Below are 21,920 nucleotides of genomic sequence, written 5' to 3' on the forward strand. Positions count from 1 at the left end.
GCGGAGGCACAAGCACTGAGTGAACATACTAAAATTAAACAGCTGATGAACATCTTTAGCATGATGTACCTGCCCGTTTACACATGGATCCCATCCCGTGCGCTCCCGCATGCCCCAAGCCTATTTGTCGTCCAGGCACGCTGACCGGTGAAACGGAGTTCAGCACCCGAATACCATCATAACCACTGTAATAGTGGGTAATTTTAGGGGAATAGAGGCTACCTTTTATTGTGCTTGAATTAAGACCTGCGGCATTAAACAGTGTAGCCCTACCACCTGTGGTATAAGCAGCAGCCGCTGCCAAACCTCCACCCAAAGAATGGCCCACAAAACGGAGATTACTGTATTGACTTGAGTATCTTTTTGCCAAATTTTTTGCCCCAGAATATTGTGCAGATTCCATCCCTAAAGCCTGTAAAAAGTTTGTTTTCATGTCGGTTAAGAAACCACTAAAACTTGATGTATCTGTCCCTGCAAAACTGAGCACAGCGTCACCAGAATCGCTGACAAATAAACCTGCACGTAACCCGCTCGCATCGTCATTATGGATCTTGAGTAACTTATGACCTGCAACCTCCTGTCCCTCAACCGCACCATTGCCATCGTTGTAGATCATTTCCGCCATTTTCATATCTCCCTGGACTTCACTGTCTACTTCCTCTGCAGAGGAAGATAAAGCCGCAGCAAACGCACCTGAGAATGCACCATTCGCAAACTTGCCACCAGTAATTTTTGAAACGGTACCCCCAACAATAGAACCAACTACAACTTTCGAGATAGTGTTAGACATTCCTCTAGCAATACCGCCAACAGCAGCACCTAAACCGGCAGACACAAAACCATGGCCAAATTTTCCTCCCTGAATAAGAGAGGCAACCCCACCTATAGCTGCACTTGCAAACACATTCCCTACACTACCTCCTCCGGGCATCAGGGCTGTAGACAAACCTGACGTCAAAGCAGACTTAAGGCTACCTGTCAGCGCATACGTAGATAATGTGTTATATACAACCAAACATGCTTGGCAATAAAATGCCAATACAGCAGTAACAACAGCGTTCAAAATAGGTATATCTGCAATAGCTTTAAATAACTTCTTAAACAAATACCCACTAGGATCGGTATAACTCAGCGGATTATTCAGCACATAGCTATAGCGGTTATAACTCTGAGTATTAGTCGGTGCCTGCACAATAGGATCAGCCTGCATAAACCTGGCTAAAGTTGCATCGTAAATCCGGCCGTTCATATGAACCTGTTGTTACTATAACGTTAAATAGCCAGCAAAATCAAACGCTAACCTGCAGCTATCAATAACATTAAAAATGCGACAATCCGGCGTTTTTTACCTGAACAGTTCTCTTTACACTTACTGTATCTTTTTTGTACATTAGCGGGATAATTTACAAACATGCTTTCTTTGCCGATAACACGTATAATAAGCAGCAAAGGCAGGAGATATATGTACTCAGAAACTCGCGCAGCACAGATGGCAGCATTCATGCTTCAGTTACATGGTGGCCGTATGCCATACCTGAAGCTCATCAAGCTTATGTATTTGGCTGAAAGAAAGGCTATGGAATTATGGGGAGAATCCATCACAGGAGACTCCTTTGTTGCTATGCGTCATGGCCCTGTTCTGTCACAAACATACGACCTTATCAAAGCGGGTAGCAGATATCCTGTGGAGAAAGGTTGGGAATATTACGTCAAAGATGAAGCCAATCATGAAGTGAGTCTGGCCCGAGCCGTTGATGAAGATGATTTCGCTGATTTGAGTCTGTCCGAAACCGACATTCTTGAAAGTATTTTCAGCGAATTTGGCGCAAAGGATCAGTGGCAACTGGTTGATTACACCCATGATGGAAATTGCCCTGAATGGCGTGATCCGGATGGAAGCTCTCTCCCTATCCGCCCTCAGGATATTTTCATGGCGCTCACCAACGATATGAAAAAGACGACAAAGCTAACGGACAGATACCGTGAGAATTTGCAACTGAAGGAACAGAAACGCAAAATCTTATGACAACTGCCTTCGCTCCCGTCCGCCGTGGGACAATTCTTATCCCATCAGGTCCTGTAAAGCATCTTCATTTCGTCTGCAGTGATGTTCACTTTTCCCCACATAAAAATGGCGACAAAGTGTTACTCGTGAACATATCAACAATTGATCCAGATCTTTATTTTGACACTACCTGCATCCTCAAGCCCGGAGAGCATCCTTTCGTAAAACACGATAGTTTTATCTACTACCGATATGCCGAACTGTATTCACCCGATCGCATTACAGACGAAGTGATTAAAGGAAACTTCGATGTTCACCAGCCGTGTACTGAAGAACTAATGCAAAGGATCCTGGACGGCTTTCAAGTCACCAGAGAAGTCAAACGTTACGTACAAAAGTTCTACGAAGCACACTGTAAGTAAAGCGTACACTGCCTCAGTTCAGTAAAGAGGACGGCACCTATGCGCCGCCACTCTGAAATCTCTGATCCTATCTTATGCGTGCCGCCGGATGCGTTTTCTCATAAACCTCCCTGAGCTTAACGATAGTGACATGGGTGTAAATCTGAGTCGTTGAAATACTTGCATGCCCCAGCATCTCCTGCACATGACGTACATCCGCACCATATTCCAGCATCAGAGTGGCTGTGGCATGTCGGTAAAGGTTACAAGCGCCTTGCTTCCTGATCCCTGCCAAACGCACATATTTACTGGCAAGCTCAGATAGCTTTCGTGGCCGAAACGCTTTGCCCTGATTATCCAGAAACAAGGTACGGCCAGAATGCAGGTTTGCCAGGAGAGGACGAACCTGCTCCAAATAATGCTCTACCCAAGTGCATGCCCGTTTCGCAATGGGAACAAACCGGTCCTTATGGCCTTTTCCACAATTGACCCGCAACAATCGTTCCGTCAAATCTATATCGTCCAGAGTCAGTCGGGCTAATTCGCTGCGCCGGATCCCTGTAGCATAATAAGTCTCAAAAATAGCTCGGTCCCGCTTTCCCCAGTCTCCATATATCAACGTCTGGCTGAGTATTGCCTCAATTTCTTTTTCATTGAATATAGCCTTAGGGAGTACCCGTCCAATCAAAGGCAACTCAATACGATCCAAAACTGATGCAGCAATACAGCCTTTGATGTACATCGTATGCATAAAAACTTTCACGACCGTCAGCCGGTTTCGTTGCGTTCCCCGACTTAATGGCCGACCATGATTTGGCTGGCGATAACTGTGCAAATAGTTCTGGTATTGGTCCATCACATCCAGCGTAATGTGCATTAAACGGCTTACGTCAAAAACACCCGCCCATAGCATGAATAACTTCAGTCGACTGCGTTTAGACGCTATGGTTTCCGGGCTTTCTCCTTTGCAAGCACACAGCTGTAAATAATAACTGATGCACTCGTCAATCTGGTCACCAACAGGTTTAATCAAGCTGGTCATACATACCTCCTGAAGCAGAAACTGCTTCTCTTTGCCAGTCAATCCAGCGCGGCTTACCACTGGGTAATCTGGTTGCAACACGCTTTCCTTTGATGGCAAGCAGCATTCCATTGCCATCAAACACAGGGATCACAATGCAACCACGAAACAACTCGCGGCCATTTGCTTTAAATACTCCAAGTCGCTGCAAGGCACCACGCATAGCACCGCCTTCACTGTCCCTTGCACTTGGTAACTGCACACCAAGAGTGCGGTCACAATACCCCCACTGCCGTTGCTTCACGTCTTCCAGACTCAAATGCAGCGGAACCGCCGCAGATAACTGCTGGTAATGTGCAACTAACTGCTGATGGTAATAACGAACCACCTGCATCAGGTACACATTGTCCGTACTGGCATAAGGCGAATTCATTTTTAGGTGTTGGGCAGAACTACGCATTATTCACCTCCTGCAGCTAAACGCTGACGACGACGCATCGAACCACCCGTTAATTCAATACGATGTGAGCGGTGCACGATGCGGTCCAAAATAGCATCGGCGATAGTAGGCTCCCCGATATAGTCATGCCATTTATCCATCGGTAACTGGCTTGTGATCAAAAGAGAACTGCGACCGCTGCGCTCTTCTATCAACTCCAGTAATTCATGTCGCCCTGCAGTGGACAATGGCGTCATCGCCCAATCATCCAACACAAGCAATTTAACCTTCGCCAATTGCCCTCGCAGTTTGGGTAGTGAACCATCCCGCCGGGCAACATCCAGCTCTTCCATTAATAACGAAAACCGCTTGTACAGTGTTGGGGATCCCTGTCGAATCGCCTGATTGGCAAACGCACACGCCAACCAGGTTTTTCCTACGCCAGTGGGACCAGTCAGCACTAAGAACTGATCCCGTTGCACCCATTCGGATGAGGCCAAAGAGGCAATATAGCTACGCTCCAGCCCGCGAGACGCCTTGTAGTCCACATCTTCCATGCACGCCTGTACATATTTGAGTTTGGCCCGCTTAAACAAGCCCAGTTGCTTACGTTCGTCTCTGGATAACTGTTCGGCGTCAATTAACTGCGCCAACCGCTCTTCAAAGGAGCGACCAAGTGATTCAGGCGAGGCTAATTGTTTGTGCAGCGCGTCCGCCATACCAGGCAGATGCAAACGACATAACGCTTCAACACTATGATGATTCAGCATCTCAGAGCCCTCCACGGAAATAGTCGGCACCACGCACATTGTGATGCAGTGGTAACTGGCTCTGCACCGGAACCGCAGGCTCCTGACGCTGATCCAGTTTGCACTGCAAAATAGAACGCACGCTCTTGACCGTTAGCGATTGAATATCACAGGCACAGCGGCAGGCAAGCTCAAAGCGTTCAGAGCCATATGCCCTTGCCAGACGTTGCAGCTCTTTACAGGCGTTCCCGGCCGGAGCTGAGTGCTCAGGTCGTCCGGCAAACTGCGCCTTCACCAACGCCAGTGCTGCAGAGCCAACCGTTTCCGCCCACTGCACAAAACGTGGTAAACACAGTTCAGCATACTCCTGGTGAGTAGCGTGACGGTGACTATCCTGTGTACTTTGCCCCCCTTCAACGCTGCTTCGGGCATGAGTGGCTACACGCACGCCTTTGTGGATCAGCTCTACCGTATCTGCCGTCACCCGCACTTCCACCTTTTCCCCCGTCAGCAGATAGGGAACGGAATACGCATGGCCAAACACAAGCACATGGTAATCGGTCGGTACTTTTCTGGCAGGTAGCCACTCTGCCGGACAATACCGCTCCGCAGGTAGTGGCTGCAGTGCAGAGCGTTCAGTCTGTTCAAACCGGCTACGCCGACAACCGGGCATGCGCCTGAATGCTTTGCTATTCATCCGTTCCATCACTTCTTCAAGGGCCTGATTAATCTCAGCAAGGCTAAAGAAGGTACGTCCCCGAAAAACATGGGTGATATACCGCGACACCAGTTTCACGGCGTTTTCAACCAAGGATTTATCTTTAGGCCGCCGCACCCGGGCAGGTTCAACCACCAGGTTGTAGTGACTGGCCATTTCCTGATAATCCCGGTTCAAATGCGGTGACGCTCCGGCGCGGATCACCGCCGCTTTCAGGTTATCCGGTACCACCACTTTGGTCACACCACCAAAGTATTCAAACATCGCCACATGCGCAGCCACAAAACAGGCGGTCTGCTGACTGTTGCTGGCGCGAATAAAGGTCAGCAATGAATACCCCGGTAGGCCAACGAAAATCTGTGCATAGCGCTGGCATTGGGCTTTCGTATCCGTCCAGGGAATGGTTTTACCTGCATAATCCACGTAGCAGGTATCCCCCGGATAATGAGTTTGCCGCATCGACCAGCCTCGCCGGGCTTTGAACAACCGGTAAATCTCACAAAACTGGGAAAATGAATAGGCCGTTTCCGGCTCTGCACGGCAGTAGTCTTCCCAAATGTGCAGCCGGGTTTGCATTGGATCTTCGAGCAATCTGTCCATGTACAGTAAGTCAGGCATTCGCTTGTTAAGCGCCAGTGCCCGCACTTTATTAAACCGCTGGTTAAGAGTGTCGTCGTCCATCTGTTTGAGTGCCGACCAACTGGTATTCTGCTGCTTCAGCAGCGTCCGGTAACGCCTTACCGTATTGGGCGCCAGACACAACAATCTGGCAATACGCCGGTTAGAGTATGCTGTGTTTAGCAATAACCTGAGTACTTCCCTCAGTGTGAATGCAGTCATGGGGTTCACCTTGTTTTTTGGCAACACGACTCTGCATCAGGCAAATAAACCCAATGACCAGAACCGGTTGTAAAAGTAATCAATGGCGCAGCATCACAACGCGCTGCACCGGCTTGACAACAGCAAGGGGAGAAACAATACTTAGGCTCAAGTCAGGCCTTGTAAACTTTGACTCAAGTAATAAAACCTCGGAATGAACGTCCGGGGTTTTATTGTTTCTGGCCCTGTCGATTTTTTTCGGTTACATACTCACCTCCTTCCTGTATGGCCAGGTTAGTTTGTGCCCGCCAGACGCTGTTCGGCGAGCCACAGGGCCACATCCCTTGTCAGCGCAAATTTGCCGCGCCGTTCTGCAATAGGAAACACCGCCACTGGCACTGTTTGTCGGCTGACCGCCTGACGAAACGCATCAGCGCTGCCATAACCCAGGGCTTTTACCAACACCATGCCTGACATCAAGGGGCCATAACGCTCCTGCAGTTCTTCATAAAGCAAAAGTGACAACACGGCTTGCGGACTCGGCTGTGCCGGTTTTGCTTCGCGCTCAGAAACGGCCACACTGGTCCCCTGCAATTCCCTGAGTTCCAGACTTAAAGCCCTGGCCAATGCCGCAACAAATTCTTTATCTACCATGTTTTTCACAAACCATGCCCCTTAATCACAGGATCACATAAACTTTGAATGTAGCTGGTAAACAGGAAAAATCAGCGGGATCGGGAAAAGATGATTTCTGTGTTTTGATCCCGGAATAAACTGTGTTTGAAAATGACTAAGGTGCATATACAGGTGAATTTATGGCCCTAAACCACTTTCGCATCTGTTGATGCGAAATTCTGCCGACAATCTGAGCCGGAATATCTACCTGTTCCGGGCTCAGCTTTTTATCTATTTGGTCTGTGATCGACTGAAGATCCCACGGGCAGGACCCGATTTGGCTGAGTACTTTGAAGGTGACCGTAGCTTTGGCTCAAAATGGCGGCGCTATCTGGAACGAAAAACTGCACCTTCGACAGAAAGTTACCGGCTTATTCTGGACAGAGCCGCTACAGTGCCAGGGTTAAAAGCAGAGCTGCACAATTTTTATACCTCGCCCTTCTGGCAGGCGCTTAGCTTTGCACCCGGTCAACAGATAGAAAACACACAGCGCATGGCGTTTTACAAAACGCTGCCTGCCAAACTGCAATCTCACCTGTTCAAAAAAGCCAACGGCAGTGATGCAGCCGATGGCAATCGCATCCCGATCCTCAGCTGCTCACTGGAAGCCATTGCAGATGTGGCGGATCTGAATGCACTGGCCGCGCTTATTGTGCTGGCAACACAAGGACAGGAAGTTGGTTTATATTTCAGGGGCCAAATCAAATTAAAATTATTTAATCTGCTGTTGTATTTTCTTCGTTCATCCCCTTTTCATTATTTTTATTATGAAATCTTCTTCCTCGTCAAAACACTGTCTTTTACAGAAGAACAGCCAGACTTTGCCGATTATGCGAAGGATTATCTTTGGTTAAGCAGCCAGGACAAAATACAGAATTTTATAAGGATGGACGGCATTATTATTTCTATGGTCAAAGAAGCGGCATTAATAACCACAGAGCAGGAAGAACGGGATTTTTTAACCCTTCACAATAAATCAGGCAACAGCTTTTTAGAGATCGTATTGAACACCAGTCCAAGTACTGCATCCGACATCCGGCTAAGGAAGATGTACATAACCCGATTGAACCGCAAACGCCCCAAACATCGACATATCCCGCTGAGCAGCTAACCAGCGAGGCAGGCAGGGCTTTTTGGTTGAAGTGGGCAACACAAACCGGTTTTTATGAGCATACCAACCGGTGTCAACACTTGCAGGCACCGACAGCCATTGCCCGCCCTGCCGATGTGCCCTGACCACCGCAACCGGAAAAGGTTGACCGGGCTGCTGGTGGTTTTGCGTATTATTGACATAAAAAAAGACACCGCTGAATGGGTGTCGTTGTTGTCATGGTTTTACAAAGCTTCGTGTTTCCATGAATCAATTTTTGAAAACACCAAATCACTTATCAATCGAAAATTCTCAACTAAGTTCTTTTCTGTTGAGGAAAATCTAATGACAAGGTTGCCTCTTTTGATAGAAACTTTGCAAGAGGTTGGTATATTTTCGTCAATGCGCGAAGCCTTTATCCCATCAACACCGCCCAATGCTGTACATTCCAATACCCTTTCTGCAACCACTCCATTTGAGTTGAATACAGCCCCATTTTTCGGTATCGCTTTCCAGTGGTTACTAAATTGTTTTCTGAATACACGATAAACCTTTTCAAATTCAATAAATTCTACATCAGCAGTTGGAATAGCCTTAGAAAGAGCCATTTCAAAATCGCCTGCCTTTTCATCATAGATTATGATGGAAATAGGACTGTGAGGTAACCAACCATTTTGCCCTGTTAAATGACCAAACCCTTCTTCTTCAGAAAATGTGAGGGCAACCATATTACTAGCATCGTCAAATCCAGAAGAATCGCTAGTACTCTCATAAGAAACAATATAGTGTGAAGGGATCTTGTACCCATTACCGCCCAAAGTAATATACTTTTGTGTTTCCGAGCAAGATAGTAAGACCATCGGAACGAAAATTAAGAGCAGAAGCTTCTGTATCACCTTATCCGCTCTCCTAAATTATCACAACCAGTACACCAAATGCCTCGCATTAAATTTGGAGAGGAAGCTAAATGCCAACTCCCCCAATACACTCCTAATGTACCTCCAAATTGTGCAGGAGAAAGCCCATGAACAGGGAATATATCGTGATGGTATGCCGCTGCCTGCGTTGGGCTTAGTAAGCCTGGTATGCCAATATTGTTGTTGTAATCAAAGTCTACAGCATCAATATGAGCATTCATTAAATCCACCCCTAGTGCATTTAACGCATCCCCTTCCAAGCCTGTGTACATATTTGCCAACGCTCCCCCTTTAAAGAATGGTCCTATAAAATTCTCATCATTCACTATTGCCATTGCAGTCCTCGCGACACTATCCCCCTTTGCTAGCCTTGACTCCCAGAAAGACTTTCGATCTCCAGCTTCTGCAAAAGCTCTCTCTTCATCACTTATTGCCAAATTCCCATACTTCTCTTGCATGTAGTCTTTTAACGATTGCTCTCGCTTAGCCTGTGTATTCCCATTAAACGCTTGAGCAAATCCAGCAGTTACTGCTCCGTTTGCAAATTTACCGCCTGTTATTTTAGATATAGTCCCACCAATCACTGCGGCTGCTGATATCCTTACCTGATCCCACAAGCCTCCCTGCTGAGTGCCTACAAGACTGTTAATATTTATCGCTTTTGTTAGGCCAGCGCTAACAAACCCATGTCCAAACTTTCCGCCTTGCAGTACCGACGAAATACCTCCAGCCGTAGCATGAGCGCCGACATGCCCGACACCTCCAGCCTCCCAGAAGCCGGACTTAGCGTCAAAACTTGCACCTATTTGTTGAAATGCAGCCCCTGATACAGCACCTATAACAGCGCCCTTCAGGCTACCTGACGCAACTCCGCCGGCCATAAAACCATACATTGCTGCGTTCCACATATTTAACGCCGCCCATTGTCCAATGACTGGCACAAACAAGAGCGCAACACCTAAAAGAGGAGCAAACTTTCCTAACATTTTATTTAATTTTTTAAAGATGAACCCACTAGGATCGGTATAACTCAGCGGATTATTCAGTACATAGCTATAGCGGTTATAACTTTGGGTATTGGTCGGGGCCTGCACAAAAGGATCGGCCTGCATAAACCTTGCTAAGGTTGCATCGTAAATCCGGCCGTTCATATGAATAATATCCAGGCCTTCCACATTCTCATGGCCTGTATAAGCGCGGCGGCTGGCCGCTGGTGCTATAGGGTTCGCTCCCACAAAACCTGTCATAATCTGGCTTTGTTTGCCCCAGGCGTCGTACAAATAATGCGCTTTTAAGTTGCCGCTGCCATCTGTCACAGCCACAGTAGAACCTAAAGCGTCCCCATGCAGTACTTCGTATTGCTCTTCTGCGCCACTTTCAAAGTTGGTGATCACCACAGGGCCTATATACCAGCGGTGCTCTATGCTGGCTGTACTTTGGCTGCCAGTCGTTTTATGGTTTTGCTCGTACACTTTACCGGCATAAAAGGTTTCTGTGGTCGTAGCCACACCGTTTTCAGTGCGGCTGTCTTTACGGTAAAACCTTTGATTATCAGGGCCATAAGCAAATTCAGTGATAGTGCCATTTTGTTCAATTTTCAGGGGCATATCGCTGGAGGAATACTTAAACTCACGCTGGCCATCATGAGTGATATTGCCGTGCGCGTCGTAGACCATGCTGTAGTTTCTGTTACCTGTCACAGTGTTCAACTGATAAGGGTTGGTTTGATCATAGGTGTAGGTATTGTCTACAGTGCCCGTTTTGCGGGTGATATTGCCAAAACCGTCGTACCCCATACTTTCAGTGATAGTGCTGACATGGTTACCCAGCGCTGCATTAGTCACCGTCATCACCCTGTCTTTCAGCCTTGAATGACCTTCTTCTGAATACACAAAGTCTTCGCTGATGGTCTGGCTCAATACATGATTCTGGTCATAATACTGGCTGGTTCTGAGTTCTGTTGTGCCTTTGTTATCGTAGTCGTAGCTCACGTTATAAATAGAAAGACTGCCCTTAGACACAGTGATGCTGTCTATAAAACCACGGTCTTGATCAAAGGCTGTGACTCTGCTGGTTCCACCGTATAACTTCTCTTGTGTGACACGGCCTGCAGCGTCCAGGCTTTCTACTTCACTTAATAAAGTTCTGGCCGGGTATTCATAAACACCCTTCTGGTAACCATTTTGATATTCGAGGCTAATTACCCTACCTAAAGGCAGTACTTGCAGGCTGACCCGGCCATAGGCATCATAACTTGTAGATTGACTGAACGTTTTACCGCTATGCTTTTGCTCTGAACTGGCTGGGCGGCCATACACATCATAACTTTGGGTTTCACTATAGCGTGCTGCAGTTGCTGTCAGTTCGCTACAGTCACGTTTTTCTGCAATAGAATACTGAACCGTTTGTATCAGTTTACCGACATTTTTCTGAGCCGGGTCATTACCATAGCGGTAACAGGTTAGATCATAACCACCACCTTCATCGAGGCTGCGTTGCTGTGATTTCGCGACCAGTTGCCCCAGTTGGTTGTATTCCAGTGTGCTGGATTCATTGCGACCATTGAGCTGTGCAATCTGTTCACCAAAACCGTTGTAGCCGTAATACCATGTGCCTTTGGTTGCGTCTTGTGTCGATAATTTCCGGCCATAACTGTCATAGCTATGAGTAATAGTAACGACTTGTGACAAGGTGCCTGAATAGGCAGAACTCATAATGTCAATGATGGGAGGCTTTGGCGGATCAATTCCATCAATTGGCGGTTTGGGTGGGAGCGGAGCATCCGGGTACTCAGAGGTTCTCACAATAAATGACTGTGTGAGCAGATCACCAAAAGCTGAATACCTGAACTCCACACCATTTTTATTCAGGTTTGCATAAGCAGATGATGAACCTTTATAAGGATTTGTAGTATGGATGGTTCTGCCTGCCACGTCTTTATGTTCATCGCGCCAAAAACCATTCTCATCCACAGTAGAGGTTCGTAATCCCCAATATGTTACTTGTGAAGTTACACCGCCCGGATAAGTCACTTTTGTTGGGCGTTGGAATTTATCAAATGCAAAAGTCGTTAGCTTTCTGTGGGCAATATTGAAATAAGGATCAGATTGCTGAGTAAGATTGCCATGTTTGTCATACTCAAAGTCTACGTAGCTGTAGGAATTCGCATCAGCAAAAGTCGTACTGGCCTGCCGAACTTTGCGGCCATACTTATCTGTCACCACAAAAGTGGTTGGCGCACCAGGGGTTATTGTTTTGGAGATCAATAACCCCTGGGTACCACATATGCCGCCATATACACTGGAGCTACAAAACAGGGTTTCTGTGGTGCTGACATTACCATCCGCAGAGGTGACCTGAAAACCTTGTCCCCAACCATCCAAATGACTGGTCGAGCTGACCCCATTAGGACCGGTCGAAGTCACCGAATACAATATGCCTCTGGCAGAGCTCTGGCCGTTGTATAAATAATGTTCCTGCTGATTTAACGCGTTGGTTTTAGTAACAACAAAACGCCCATCAGTACTGTAGCTGGTCGTCTCTGAGCGGCTGCCACCTGAAGCAGTAACGGTCAAGGTCTCGATGTTACCGTACTTGTCATATGCATAGGTTTTAGTGCTGATATTCGAGCTATCACAATATGAGCCAGTTGAAGCTCTGCTTTTCAGGTTTTCCGGCACAGCAGTGAAAGCGCAATCGCTGCCTATAGTCTCGCTCTGCAAATATCCAGAATCGTAATACGCAAAAGTACTGGAACGGCTTTGAGTGGATGCAGGCTGATAGCTGGTCACAGCTTGTGTTTTTGTCACCACAGATGCAGACAAACGGCCATAGCGCAAATAATCTGTCACGTTAGTTGCATCATAAGCATGAATACTTTCGGTGCTATGTACTGAAGTTCCCTCTTCATCATATAAAGTGACAGTAGATTTAGTTAAATTACCCCATCCAGCTAACGAATCTCCTGTCGATGTTTTGTCATAGCTATTATGGGTCTCTATATGGCTTACAAAACTAAGCTTATCGGCACTATCAATTTGCCAGCCTTTTTCAACAGACTTTTCCAGATAAACATAAGGTCCATCGTTGGCACTCACTCCCTGAGCCCAAGTGGACGTGGCTTCACTGAGCAAGAGAGAGCCAAGCATACTGGTTGTCTTTACAGGCCTTCCGATGAAGGGCCAGTTCTGGTCATATTCTGTTGTTGTTTTAATGCCACTTTGCAAATCCCTGGTGGTGAGGCTAGAGAAACCCAAAGCACCACGGCCTTTTTTATGCAGCCTGTAGCCAGCATAATTGTAACTCACACCTACTGTCTCAACAGAAGAACCGCTGCTGTGGGTTTGAGAAGTAACAGTATCAACCAACCACATACCATATTTAGGCGAAATATAGTCAGGGTTCAGTTCTCCCGAGCTATTTATTGTAGGTTCTGCCTGATAAACAGAACTATCAGTCATCGGTTTGTAACTGATTTCCGTTTTCACACCAAAGCCATTAGTTACGGCTTTTAACTGATGTTTGGGAATGCCTGCAAGTTCTGCAGCAGACGATGCATGTGATAACACCTGCTGGTTAGACGTATTATTATGATATGCAGTCCAGCTTGCATTCTGAGCTGCTGTACTATTGGTAAATAATAAATCTGTGTCACCGTCTGCATTAATATCCGCCAAACGAACTACCGTTTGTTTGCTCACTGGAACAAAGGCTGCCAAGCCTTGTACCGTGCTGAAACCAAAGTTACCTGCATCATCAAAAGTGCTTGTCAGCATAATAACGCGATTGGAATTGGAAGGTTCTTGCCTTGCCTCGGAAAGATCCGGACAGACAGGTCCATCATGTTCAAACTCGCCGCCGCGAGCTGCTATTGAGGCCCCCTCTGTCATTAATTGACTGTAAGGAATAGTTCCTCCGGTATCACGACAGAAATAGCGGATTATGCTGGTAGATTCGATCGCCAGAATATCGGCTTTACCATTGTTATCCAGATCGGCTAATTGCACTAAATGCTTGTAATCTTCGGTGGTGTTTATAGCAGGTAAATTCAAACTGACAGGCGAAGAAAAAGCAGAAGTTGCAGACCCCAACTGCCCTGTTGATAACTGGTATTTCCAGGCGTTATTATGGATATACATTAAATCGGATAAACCATCGCCGTTTAAGTCGGCTGTTCTGTGATCTGTGCCAGCCAAAGAGAAGTCCTGGTACTCAAAACTTTGAGCTCCCTTGCTATAAATGAGTACCGATTTAGGTTCTGGACAGTTTGTTCCACAACGTGGCACCATGGCCGTTAACTGGACAACAACATCAGACACACCATCACCATTAAAATCGCCAACATGGGCCTGCCTCGTATTCATGTGTCTGTACTGCGGTACATCTGGATCTACCGAAACTTTCGGAAAAGCCTCAATAGGCACTGTATAAACCGTTGTTTGAGTAGGGGAGAAGGTTTTATCCACGTTTAAAAAAGCGACTATTGATTCATCTGAGAAACCTACCCAATCCATTAAGCCGTCACCATTTACATCGGCAAAGAATCTGTTTTTGTATGTCTCAAGATCAGCAGCCTTGTAATTCCAGCCAAGAACAGTCTTTTTAGTAAAACTGTAGCTTCGACTATAACTCTTACCTGGGGTACAGACAGAGTCCCCTTTAGATCTGCATGGAATCGGCACATCAACAGTATCAGGCTGGTAAATCGCAAACTTCCAACTACTGTCTTCCGGATAAAAAATGTCAACATTGCCGTCGCCATTTACATCCACAAAATTAATGAGTTCAGCGGAAGCAAGTTTTGATGTGATCACCTCTTCAGCACCAAAGCCACCTTCAGCTTTAGACATTTTGATGTACAAGGTTTTCCCATCCTCAGAGGTATAAACCATGTCAGCTCTGCCGTCCCCGTTAATGTCAAAAAATTGGGTTGTATTTTTTAGCCTTGAACTCAATGACTCTGAAGCATTAAACGCCAAAGTATTGCTTTGTTTATGATAATCAAACGTCAGAGGGTTCCGACAACTGACTCTGTCTGAAGCAAGACATTCCTGCACCCAATCCAGATAGCTATATTGGCTAGTGTCGTGCCCCAGATCGTAATAGCGGTATGCTTCACCATCCAATAAAACACTGATACTTTCCAAGCGATATTTTTGATAAAAGCTACCGCCATAACCAAAGCCAGCCCTGGGGAAAGGGTGTTTGTCATAGTGAAAGTTGATCGAAGCGAAAGGTGCGGAACTCGATGTGCCTGTATAACGAATACTATCGATAACAAATACGCCAGCCGACTCAACAGTACCAATATCAGAGGCTGACAAACCACCTTTACGGTAAACATATTCAATATAGTTGCCATAACCGTCTTTGATCCCTTTGAGTGCCCAGCTGCTTGCCACTGAACCAGCGGCTTTACCACCGGGTTCCACAAAAGCATCTGCATCGGATGTGCTAAAGTCAGTGTTGCCAAAATACATAGTTTCTTTAGCTTTGGTTTGAACTTCAAAACCTTGCGGTCCGGAGCCTGAACTATCCTGTCTTATGGCAGTAATTACTGAAAAGTCGTCAATTTCTAAACGATAGGTGGATCCAGCTTGACCATAAGTGCCGTCTGTGAGTATCAGTCGTTGGCCATCCAGACAATAACCATCATTGGCGTTCATGAAAACACCAGAAATAGCCCCGTCTTGTACTATAGATTTTGCACAACGATGAATGGAAGACAGGCCTGAAACATTCCAGCCCATGCCAGCTATACCTTCCCCTGCACCTGAGTTGTAGCTTAAAGAAACACTGGGTTGAACACCTGCAATACCTGCGGGAATGACGATTGGAATCTGATATGTGGCCTGACCTGACTCATCTACTCTGAATTGGGCTGCGGTTAAGCCAGGATTGTCACCATCAGCACTGGTTTTGATTTGCCCCGTATAAAGCATAGTCCCACTGCGCTGCCCCAGAAAAACTGTATTGTTATCCACAATATCCATAATGCCATCGGAGTTAACATCCTGAAGCACAAAAGCCGGACTCAGGTAACCTGTATTTAAAGAACGAACAACAGCATTGCTATTTAAATTGGTCAGAGATAAAGCCGGAAAGTGGGTGTTGTTTAACGACATAACCAGATCAGGCACGCCATCACCATCTATATCGCCAAAACGCAATTGGTCAACAAGAGCATTACCTGGGGTAAGAGCTAAAGCATTCCATTGAGACGAAGTCAATTCCTGCACTACCCAAGAGCCATTCACCAGGGAAAGTTTCAGCAGACCATTTTTAGGCGGGACAAACAAAGGCACTGATACATCTGAATGGATCAAAACAAATTTTTCTGGCGCCTTTAAATAAATATTACCAGCCGCATCGGTAAATACGCTGTACTGGCTAACATTTGCCTTTACAGGAACGGATGTTAATAACGCACATAAGGCAATTAAACGAAAAATCGCTTTGATCATCGAGGATTCATCCCTGAGTTTTGAGGCTAATGGCTTAAAAGGCTGGTTGATTTGCAGTGTCTTTCACAAAACAGCTATTTAGCTCGAGTGCGAAGGAAAATGGAGGACAGACCTTTAGTCGTAATATCGTAACCAAAACATTTACCATCAATCAACATAAAAGATGAAAACGGATACAAGAAGTGATAGGATTTTTTGCGCGCATCGGACCGGACTTAATCCTTTTAAGGATAAACATATGAATTTAAGAAAGATAATAAAAATTTTAGCATTAGTTCCTATGACCGCTTTCGCCCTTCAGCTTTCGCCTGTTTCAGAAATAAAAGCTTTACAAAGTTATACCAATTGGGGAAATGCAGATGTCGTGGTCGTGCTACAAAGCACTTCTGGTGTGTGTAAAGGATATTGGTTCAACAAAGACGACGCAGGATATCAGTCTAACCTGAGCATGCTCATAGCGGCTTATCAGGCTAATACAAAGCTGCAGTTACATGGTCATGAAGAGATATCTTCAAAATGGGCAGGCTCAGCGACACATTTTTGCAAGCTATATAGCGTGACATATTCCCGATAATGTATGAACGACATATAACTAAAATTTAGACATCTATTTTCACCAGAGAATTATGCACATGATTAAATGTTTTTCCGTAGTCCTTTTAGCATTCATATCTTTATCTGCAGCGGCCGAAAAGTGGACCAATGGCAATCTACTCATCAAGCATATTATCTGGCGGCCTGGCTACCACGGGTTTTATGTTGACCCTACTACGTATCACGATCCGGATAATTGCTCTGCAGGCCCAAAACAATATCTCTATGTGTTTGATGCGGCGACAGAAGCTGATGCTAAAACAATGGATCGCTTGTTTACATTGATGACTACAGCCATGGTTTCAAATAAACGTATTCATGCTTTCGTAAATGGCTGCCGCGGAGAGCTTCCTGTTGTGACTGGATTGCAACTTAACAATTAAAGTAGTACCTGCCCACTCTTGATTCTAAATTAAACCACCTTGAGTTCAGAGCACTGACTTGCATCACTTATTTATCCGCTTTTTCTCCTATAAAAGTAAGGCTTTTTTCTACTTTGGCTCTCATGCTGTCGACTACACCTGTTACAGCGCACAAAGCGCAGAGCGTACTTATGAACAGAATCAGCACACTGAAGCTTTTCCTCTTGGCGATGACAACCGCAAGTTGCCTGTATTTGTCAGCTTGTGGTGGCGGTGCGACAACTGCGACAGGCAATACTGGCGGCGGTGGTCAGGTTGCTCCGAACAATCCTGACTTTGGTCAGTTGCCACTGGCTACCGCAGTGCCGGACAACCGCTATGTCGATCATTATAAAATTCTGATGTTTGGCAACAGCCATGTACGCTCACACAATATGCCTGGCTTGATCCGGCAACTGATTCTGGCAGGACGACCAGGGGCTGTGGTGGATATCACTGTGGCTGATGGTTACGCTTATCTGGATGAACGTTTATCTGGCACCGCGGATTTAAAGTTACTGCAGTCCTTACGCTGGAGCCATGTGATTTTACAAGGTCAGAAGTACTCCACCTCTGGCCTTTATAGCTACCCTGTAGATGACAGCCTGATTTGGCTTAGGGCGGTAAAAGCGCAAAACGCCACCCCAGTGTTATTTCCGGAACATGGTCAGGATGGCAACAGCACAGAAGGCAGCCGTGTGCATCAGTTGCATCAGTCTATTGTGGCGACTGAGCCTGGTTGTGTTGCGCCTGTTGGCATGGCCTGGGACATGGTATTGCAGCAGGATCCTCAGATGATATTGCATGAAGCGGATGGCAATCATGCGGCTTTGGCTGGTACTTTTCTGACAGCTTTAGTGTTTTATCAAAGCATCACAGGAAACAATGCCGAATTGCTGGCGTATTTCCCGCAAATATCTTTAAGCTCTGAGCAACAACAGTTTTTACGTCAAATCGCCGCAGCCACTTTGCAACAGCATCCAGCCTGCCCTTTTTAATGGATAAATTAATATTCATGCAGTAAAGAAACATAACAACCCACAAAGATGAATAGCGGCACCCGAAGGTAAAACATAAAGCATTGATATAAAATATGTTTTACAAAAACACAGTCCCCATGCAAATTAACTGTTGGTTATTTATCCAAAATTGTTTAAAGTGCGCGCTCATTTGTACTGCCCATACAGCGTCAGCTATAGCTTTTGCATTATTTTGCTATGCTTAAGTTGCTGTCGTATTCCTGTCACAAGGCAGCCCTAGTCTTATTTTTGTTTTTGCCAGAAGGAAACAAAACCATAGTGCGCACTACAGAACTTGTTGATGGCTTTCGTCAGTCTGCCCCTTATGTGAATTCTCACCGTGGCAAAACCTTTGTGGTGATGCTGGGTGGTGAAGCCATAGATCAGCCCGGCTTTCGCAGCATTATTAATGACATAGCTTTGCTTAATACGCTCGGCATTAAAATAGTGCTGGTGTATGGTGCCCGGCCACAAATTAATAAGGCGCTGGAAAAGGCCGGTTTAAATTGCGATTACCACAACCGCATTCGGGTGACGGACGATGATTCGTTCCGTGTGATCAAACAAGTAGCAGGTTCTTTGCAGCTGGATATTACCGCTCGTTTGTCGATGAGCTTAAGCAATACTCCTATGCACAATGCGCAAATCAACGTAGTCAGTGGCAACTTTGTGATAGCCCAGCCTTTAGGTGTGGACGATGGCATCGACTATTTACACAGCGGCCGGGTGCGTCGTATTGATGTGCAGGGTATTCGGCGTCAATTGGATAACAACGGCATTGTCGTGATGGGTCCTGTTGCAGCTTCGGTGACAGGTGAAAGTTTTAATCTGACTGCCGAAGAAATTGCCACTCAGGTTGCCATTAAACTCAAAGCGGAAAAAATTATCGGTTTTAACGAAGCTGGCGGTATTGTCGGTGAAGATGGCGATATTACCGCAGAGTTAATGCCCAATTATGCTGAACATTTAATGTGGCAGATGGAACAAAAAGAAGATGCCTGCACAGCCACTATCGCCTTTTTGCATGCAGCTATCACAGCCTGTCGCTCTGGCGTGCCACGTTGTCACTTAGTCAGCTATGGCGAAAATGGTGCCATGCTGCAGGAATTATTCTCCCGTGACGGTATTGGTACCCAAATTGTGACTGAAGCGGCTGAACGTTTGCGTGCCGCCAGTATCACTGACATCGGCGGTATTCTGGATTTGATCCGCCCGTTGGAGCAGCAAGGTTTATTAGTTCGCCGCTCGCGCGAGCAACTGGAAATGGAAATCGATCAGTTTGTCGTGATTGAACGTGATGGTTTAATTATCGGTTGTGCCGCGCTTTATCCATTTCCGGAAGAAAATGTCGGTGAATTTGCCTGCTTAGCTGTACATGAACAATACCGGGATGCAGACCGTGGCAGCGCTTTGCTGAAAAATATTATTCAGCTGGCACGGCAACGTAAGTATTACCGCTTGTTTGCACTGACCACCCGCAGTATTCACTGGTTCCAGGAGCATGGTTTTGAACTGGTGACTGTGCAGGATTTACCAGAGAAAAAACAACAGTTGTACAACTACCAGCGTCGCTCAAAAATACTGGCACTGGATTTATAAATCTTTTTGTTGCACCTGCTCCACTACAGTCAGGGCCAAAGCTCTGGCTGTAGTCCATTTCCCACCTGAGACTGTTAATAACTGCTGTTGCCAATTCAGTGCGTATTCCCTGCTGGCTGTGCTGGCACTGTCACTGCCTCCTAATAAAGGCCGCACTCCGGCAAATTTGTCTTTTACATCTGTTGCTGTTTTCTGACCGACAAAATAATGGTTATACAGCTTCAGTAAATAGCTCTGCTCTGCATCACTGCACTCTATAGGTTCAGCCAGACTTTGCCGTACTTCTGTAGTGCCCAATAAAGTTTGCCCCTGATAAGGCAATACAAACACAATGCGGCGCTCACCCGGCACTTCCAGCATATGGCCATATCGGCTGACAGCTGGCAGCAATAAATGACTGCCCCTCACCAAGTCTAAAGCTTGTTGCACTGGCAGTTCAGACTGTTCTAACAACTGATTACTCCAGGGCCCTGCTACATTCACTACCAGATCAAAGACTTGCCAGTCAGAGCTGTTCCCGGCAAAGACCCCACCAGTAGCAGTGATTTGACTGACAGGGCAATGTTGATGGATTTGCACCCCAGCTTTGATGGCTTGCTCTGCCACCCAGAGCCCAAGTTTTCTGTCGTCCATCTGGCCATCAAAAAATAAATAAGCACCAGTTAAACCATCTGTTTTTAGTTGTGGAGAACAGCGTTTTGCCTGCTCTGCTGTCAGCCAGCGATGGCGGCCTATGCCTTTTTTGCCACTCAGCACGTCATAAAGCCACAAACCAATTTTGATTTGCCAGCGGGGCCTTTGGCCGTTCTGATAAATTGGATACAAAAGCGGTAATCTTTTAGTTAAATGCGGCGCTTTCTTCAGCCACCAGCGCCTTTCCTGCAAAGCTTCATGCACCAACCGAAACTCGCCCTGCTCCAGATAACGCAAACCACCATGCAGTAATTTGGAGGAGGATTTACTGGTCGCCTGCATCAGCTCATCGCGTTCAAACAACTCCACCTGATGGCCAGCCAAAGCTAATTGCCAGGCGGATGACAAACCGTTAATACCACCACCTATTACCGCTATTTTCATATGAGAACCCATTAAGTCTTTGATCTATAAAAGCAGATTAAGAGCAAATTGTCGAACTGAGTTGCCGGGCTGCCAAGCGGCTCTGGCTGATAAGCAACAGAGATTGGCCTGAATTCTGGCAGACAGCTGATGTTGCCTCTGCTGAAATAGATTGAAACGAATCAAAGGAGACAGTGATGTTAGAACTCAGACCCAATTGCGAATGTTGTGATACGGATTTGGCACCAGCAGACCAGGCTTATATCTGCTCTTTTGAATGTACCTTTTGCCCGGCTTGTACCAGCAAGATGGCTGGCATTTGTCCAAACTGCGGTGGAGAATTGGTCAAAAGGCCAGTGCGGCCCGCCAGTAAATTAAAGGCTAATCCACCTTCTTTGGTGCGGCTGCTGAAACCAGATTACGCCGAGATAATAGGATCTTAATTCATCAACGCCATGGCGGTTTGAATTTGCTGTTCGGTTAAGCCTTGGTCTTGCATCGAGCTGACTAAATTATTTTTTGAATCAACCAAGCCGCGACTTAAACTGCTGACTTCAGCTTGCAGCGCCTTTACCTTTTCCTGCTTTTCTTCAGGCGGCATAGAACTGTTACTCATCAGCTGTTGCAGCTCTTGTTGTTTTTTCTCCAGCTCTTCCTGCTTATCACGTATGGCTTTCAGAGCCTGCTTCACACTGTCAGGCAGCTCACTTTCCTCAATATCTTTGTCCCTTTCGGCTTTTTTGGATTTATCTAAACCCAGCGGCGACAGATCGACATGAATACCGACAGGAGCTTTACTGCTGTCTTTTTCCGGCTCTGGGGTGTTGTTAGCCGAAACAGAGGCTGGCGGCGTTGCTGCAGGCACTGCGTTTTGAATGCTCACATTGAGCATCTGGTTTAAGTCCATTTTTATCATCAGCTTTGCACCGAAAACAGAGAATCCACTCTGTTATC

18 protein-coding genes are annotated in these 21,920 nt (G+C 46.3%); 8 read left to right on the plus strand and 10 right to left on the minus strand.

Annotated features, from left to right (window positions below; translation table 11 throughout):
* Nucleotides 1-55: 55 nt before the first annotated feature.
* Entirely contained in the window at nt 56-1,249 is a 1,194-nt protein-coding gene (locus LSG37_RS17470) for a Tle-like phospholipase domain-containing protein (RefSeq protein WP_233081090.1), read from the minus strand.
* 213 nt (nt 1,250-1,462) lie between these two features.
* Here LSG37_RS17470 and LSG37_RS17475 point away from each other — a divergent pair, with 213 nt between their 5' ends.
* The gene (locus LSG37_RS17475; RefSeq protein ID WP_233081091.1) at nt 1,463-2,026 is read left to right on the plus strand and encodes a Panacea domain-containing protein; all 564 of its coding nucleotides are present in this window, start codon (nt 1,463-1,465) and stop codon (nt 2,024-2,026) included.
* Nucleotides 2,023-2,427: a hypothetical protein gene (locus tag LSG37_RS17480; protein ID WP_233081092.1), complete on the plus strand. Its 405-nt coding sequence runs from the start codon at nt 2,023-2,025 to the stop codon at nt 2,425-2,427. The genes LSG37_RS17475 and LSG37_RS17480 overlap by 4 nt, the downstream gene beginning before the upstream one ends.
* A 67-nt stretch (nt 2,428-2,494) precedes the next feature.
* On the opposite strand, the gene LSG37_RS17485 is transcribed toward LSG37_RS17480, so the two are convergent.
* The 5 genes from LSG37_RS17485 to LSG37_RS17505 all read right to left on the minus strand — a co-directional run bounded on the left by LSG37_RS17485 (nt 2,495) and on the right by LSG37_RS17505 (nt 6,815).
* Complete coding sequence (locus LSG37_RS17485) at nt 2,495-3,448, minus strand: tyrosine-type recombinase/integrase (RefSeq protein ID WP_233081093.1); 954 nt, start codon at nt 3,446-3,448, stop codon at nt 2,495-2,497.
* Entirely contained in the window at nt 3,432-3,887 is a 456-nt protein-coding gene (locus tag LSG37_RS17490; RefSeq protein WP_233081094.1) for a hypothetical protein, read from the minus strand. Before LSG37_RS17490 ends, LSG37_RS17485 begins: the two co-directional genes overlap by 17 nt.
* Entirely contained in the window at nt 3,887-4,636 is a 750-nt protein-coding gene (istB, locus tag LSG37_RS17495; protein ID WP_233081095.1) for an IS21-like element helper ATPase IstB, read from the minus strand. Before istB ends, LSG37_RS17490 begins: the two co-directional genes overlap by 1 nt.
* A 1-nt stretch (nt 4,637) precedes the next feature.
* Nucleotides 4,638-6,173: an IS21 family transposase gene (gene istA / locus LSG37_RS17500; protein ID WP_233081096.1), complete on the minus strand. Its 1,536-nt coding sequence runs from the start codon at nt 6,171-6,173 to the stop codon at nt 4,638-4,640.
* Nucleotides 6,174-6,446: 273 nt separating this feature from the next.
* Nucleotides 6,447-6,815 (minus strand): hypothetical protein, encoded by a 369-nt coding sequence (locus tag LSG37_RS17505; protein ID WP_233081097.1) that lies wholly within the window; start codon nt 6,813-6,815, stop codon nt 6,447-6,449.
* 406 nt (nt 6,816-7,221) lie between these two features.
* Here LSG37_RS17505 and LSG37_RS17510 point away from each other — a divergent pair, with 406 nt between their 5' ends.
* Nucleotides 7,222-7,938, plus strand: a complete 717-nt coding sequence (locus LSG37_RS17510; RefSeq protein WP_233081098.1) for a hypothetical protein — start codon at nt 7,222-7,224, stop codon at nt 7,936-7,938.
* A 224-nt stretch (nt 7,939-8,162) separates the two neighbouring features.
* On the opposite strand, the gene LSG37_RS17515 is transcribed toward LSG37_RS17510, so the two are convergent.
* The gene (locus LSG37_RS17515) at nt 8,163-8,813 is read right to left on the minus strand and encodes a hypothetical protein (protein WP_233081099.1); all 651 of its coding nucleotides are present in this window, start codon (nt 8,811-8,813) and stop codon (nt 8,163-8,165) included.
* Entirely contained in the window at nt 8,810-16,297 is a 7,488-nt protein-coding gene (locus LSG37_RS17520) for an FG-GAP-like repeat-containing protein (RefSeq protein ID WP_233081100.1), read from the minus strand. The genes LSG37_RS17515 and LSG37_RS17520 overlap by 4 nt, the downstream gene beginning before the upstream one ends.
* A gap of 238 nt (nt 16,298-16,535) precedes the next feature.
* On the opposite strand from LSG37_RS17520, the gene LSG37_RS17525 reads away from it, so the two are divergent.
* The 4 genes from LSG37_RS17525 to argA all read left to right on the plus strand — a co-directional run bounded on the left by LSG37_RS17525 (nt 16,536) and on the right by argA (nt 19,910).
* Nucleotides 16,536-16,871 (plus strand): hypothetical protein, encoded by a 336-nt coding sequence (locus tag LSG37_RS17525; RefSeq protein WP_233081101.1) that lies wholly within the window; start codon nt 16,536-16,538, stop codon nt 16,869-16,871.
* Between the two features lie 52 nt (nt 16,872-16,923).
* Nucleotides 16,924-17,274, plus strand: a complete 351-nt coding sequence (locus tag LSG37_RS17530) for a hypothetical protein (protein ID WP_233081102.1) — start codon at nt 16,924-16,926, stop codon at nt 17,272-17,274.
* A gap of 170 nt (nt 17,275-17,444) precedes the next feature.
* Nucleotides 17,445-18,290: a hypothetical protein gene (locus tag LSG37_RS17535; protein ID WP_233081103.1), complete on the plus strand. Its 846-nt coding sequence runs from the start codon at nt 17,445-17,447 to the stop codon at nt 18,288-18,290.
* 300 nt (nt 18,291-18,590) lie between these two features.
* On the plus strand, nt 18,591-19,910 hold the full coding sequence (gene argA / locus LSG37_RS17540; RefSeq protein WP_233081104.1) for an amino-acid N-acetyltransferase: 1,320 nt from the start codon (nt 18,591-18,593) through the stop codon (nt 19,908-19,910).
* On the opposite strand, the gene LSG37_RS17545 is transcribed toward argA, so the two are convergent.
* Nucleotides 19,905-20,987, minus strand: a complete 1,083-nt coding sequence (locus tag LSG37_RS17545; RefSeq protein ID WP_233081105.1) for a glycerol-3-phosphate dehydrogenase/oxidase — start codon at nt 20,985-20,987, stop codon at nt 19,905-19,907. The two genes, argA and LSG37_RS17545, sit on opposite strands and share 6 nt — an antisense overlap.
* Nucleotides 20,988-21,163: 176 nt before the next feature.
* On the opposite strand from LSG37_RS17545, the gene LSG37_RS17550 reads away from it, so the two are divergent.
* Nucleotides 21,164-21,409: a DUF1272 domain-containing protein gene (locus LSG37_RS17550; protein WP_233081106.1), complete on the plus strand. Its 246-nt coding sequence runs from the start codon at nt 21,164-21,166 to the stop codon at nt 21,407-21,409.
* Here the strand turns inward: LSG37_RS17550 and LSG37_RS17555 are convergent.
* Nucleotides 21,406-21,882, minus strand: coding sequence for a hypothetical protein (locus LSG37_RS17555; RefSeq protein WP_233081107.1), 477 nt, complete (start codon nt 21,880-21,882; stop codon nt 21,406-21,408). The two genes, LSG37_RS17550 and LSG37_RS17555, sit on opposite strands and share 4 nt — an antisense overlap.
* Nucleotides 21,883-21,920: the final 38 nt, after the last annotated feature.

The organism is Rheinheimera soli, assembly GCF_021290985.1.
Taxonomy (GTDB): domain Bacteria; phylum Pseudomonadota; class Gammaproteobacteria; order Enterobacterales; family Alteromonadaceae; genus Pararheinheimera; species Pararheinheimera soli.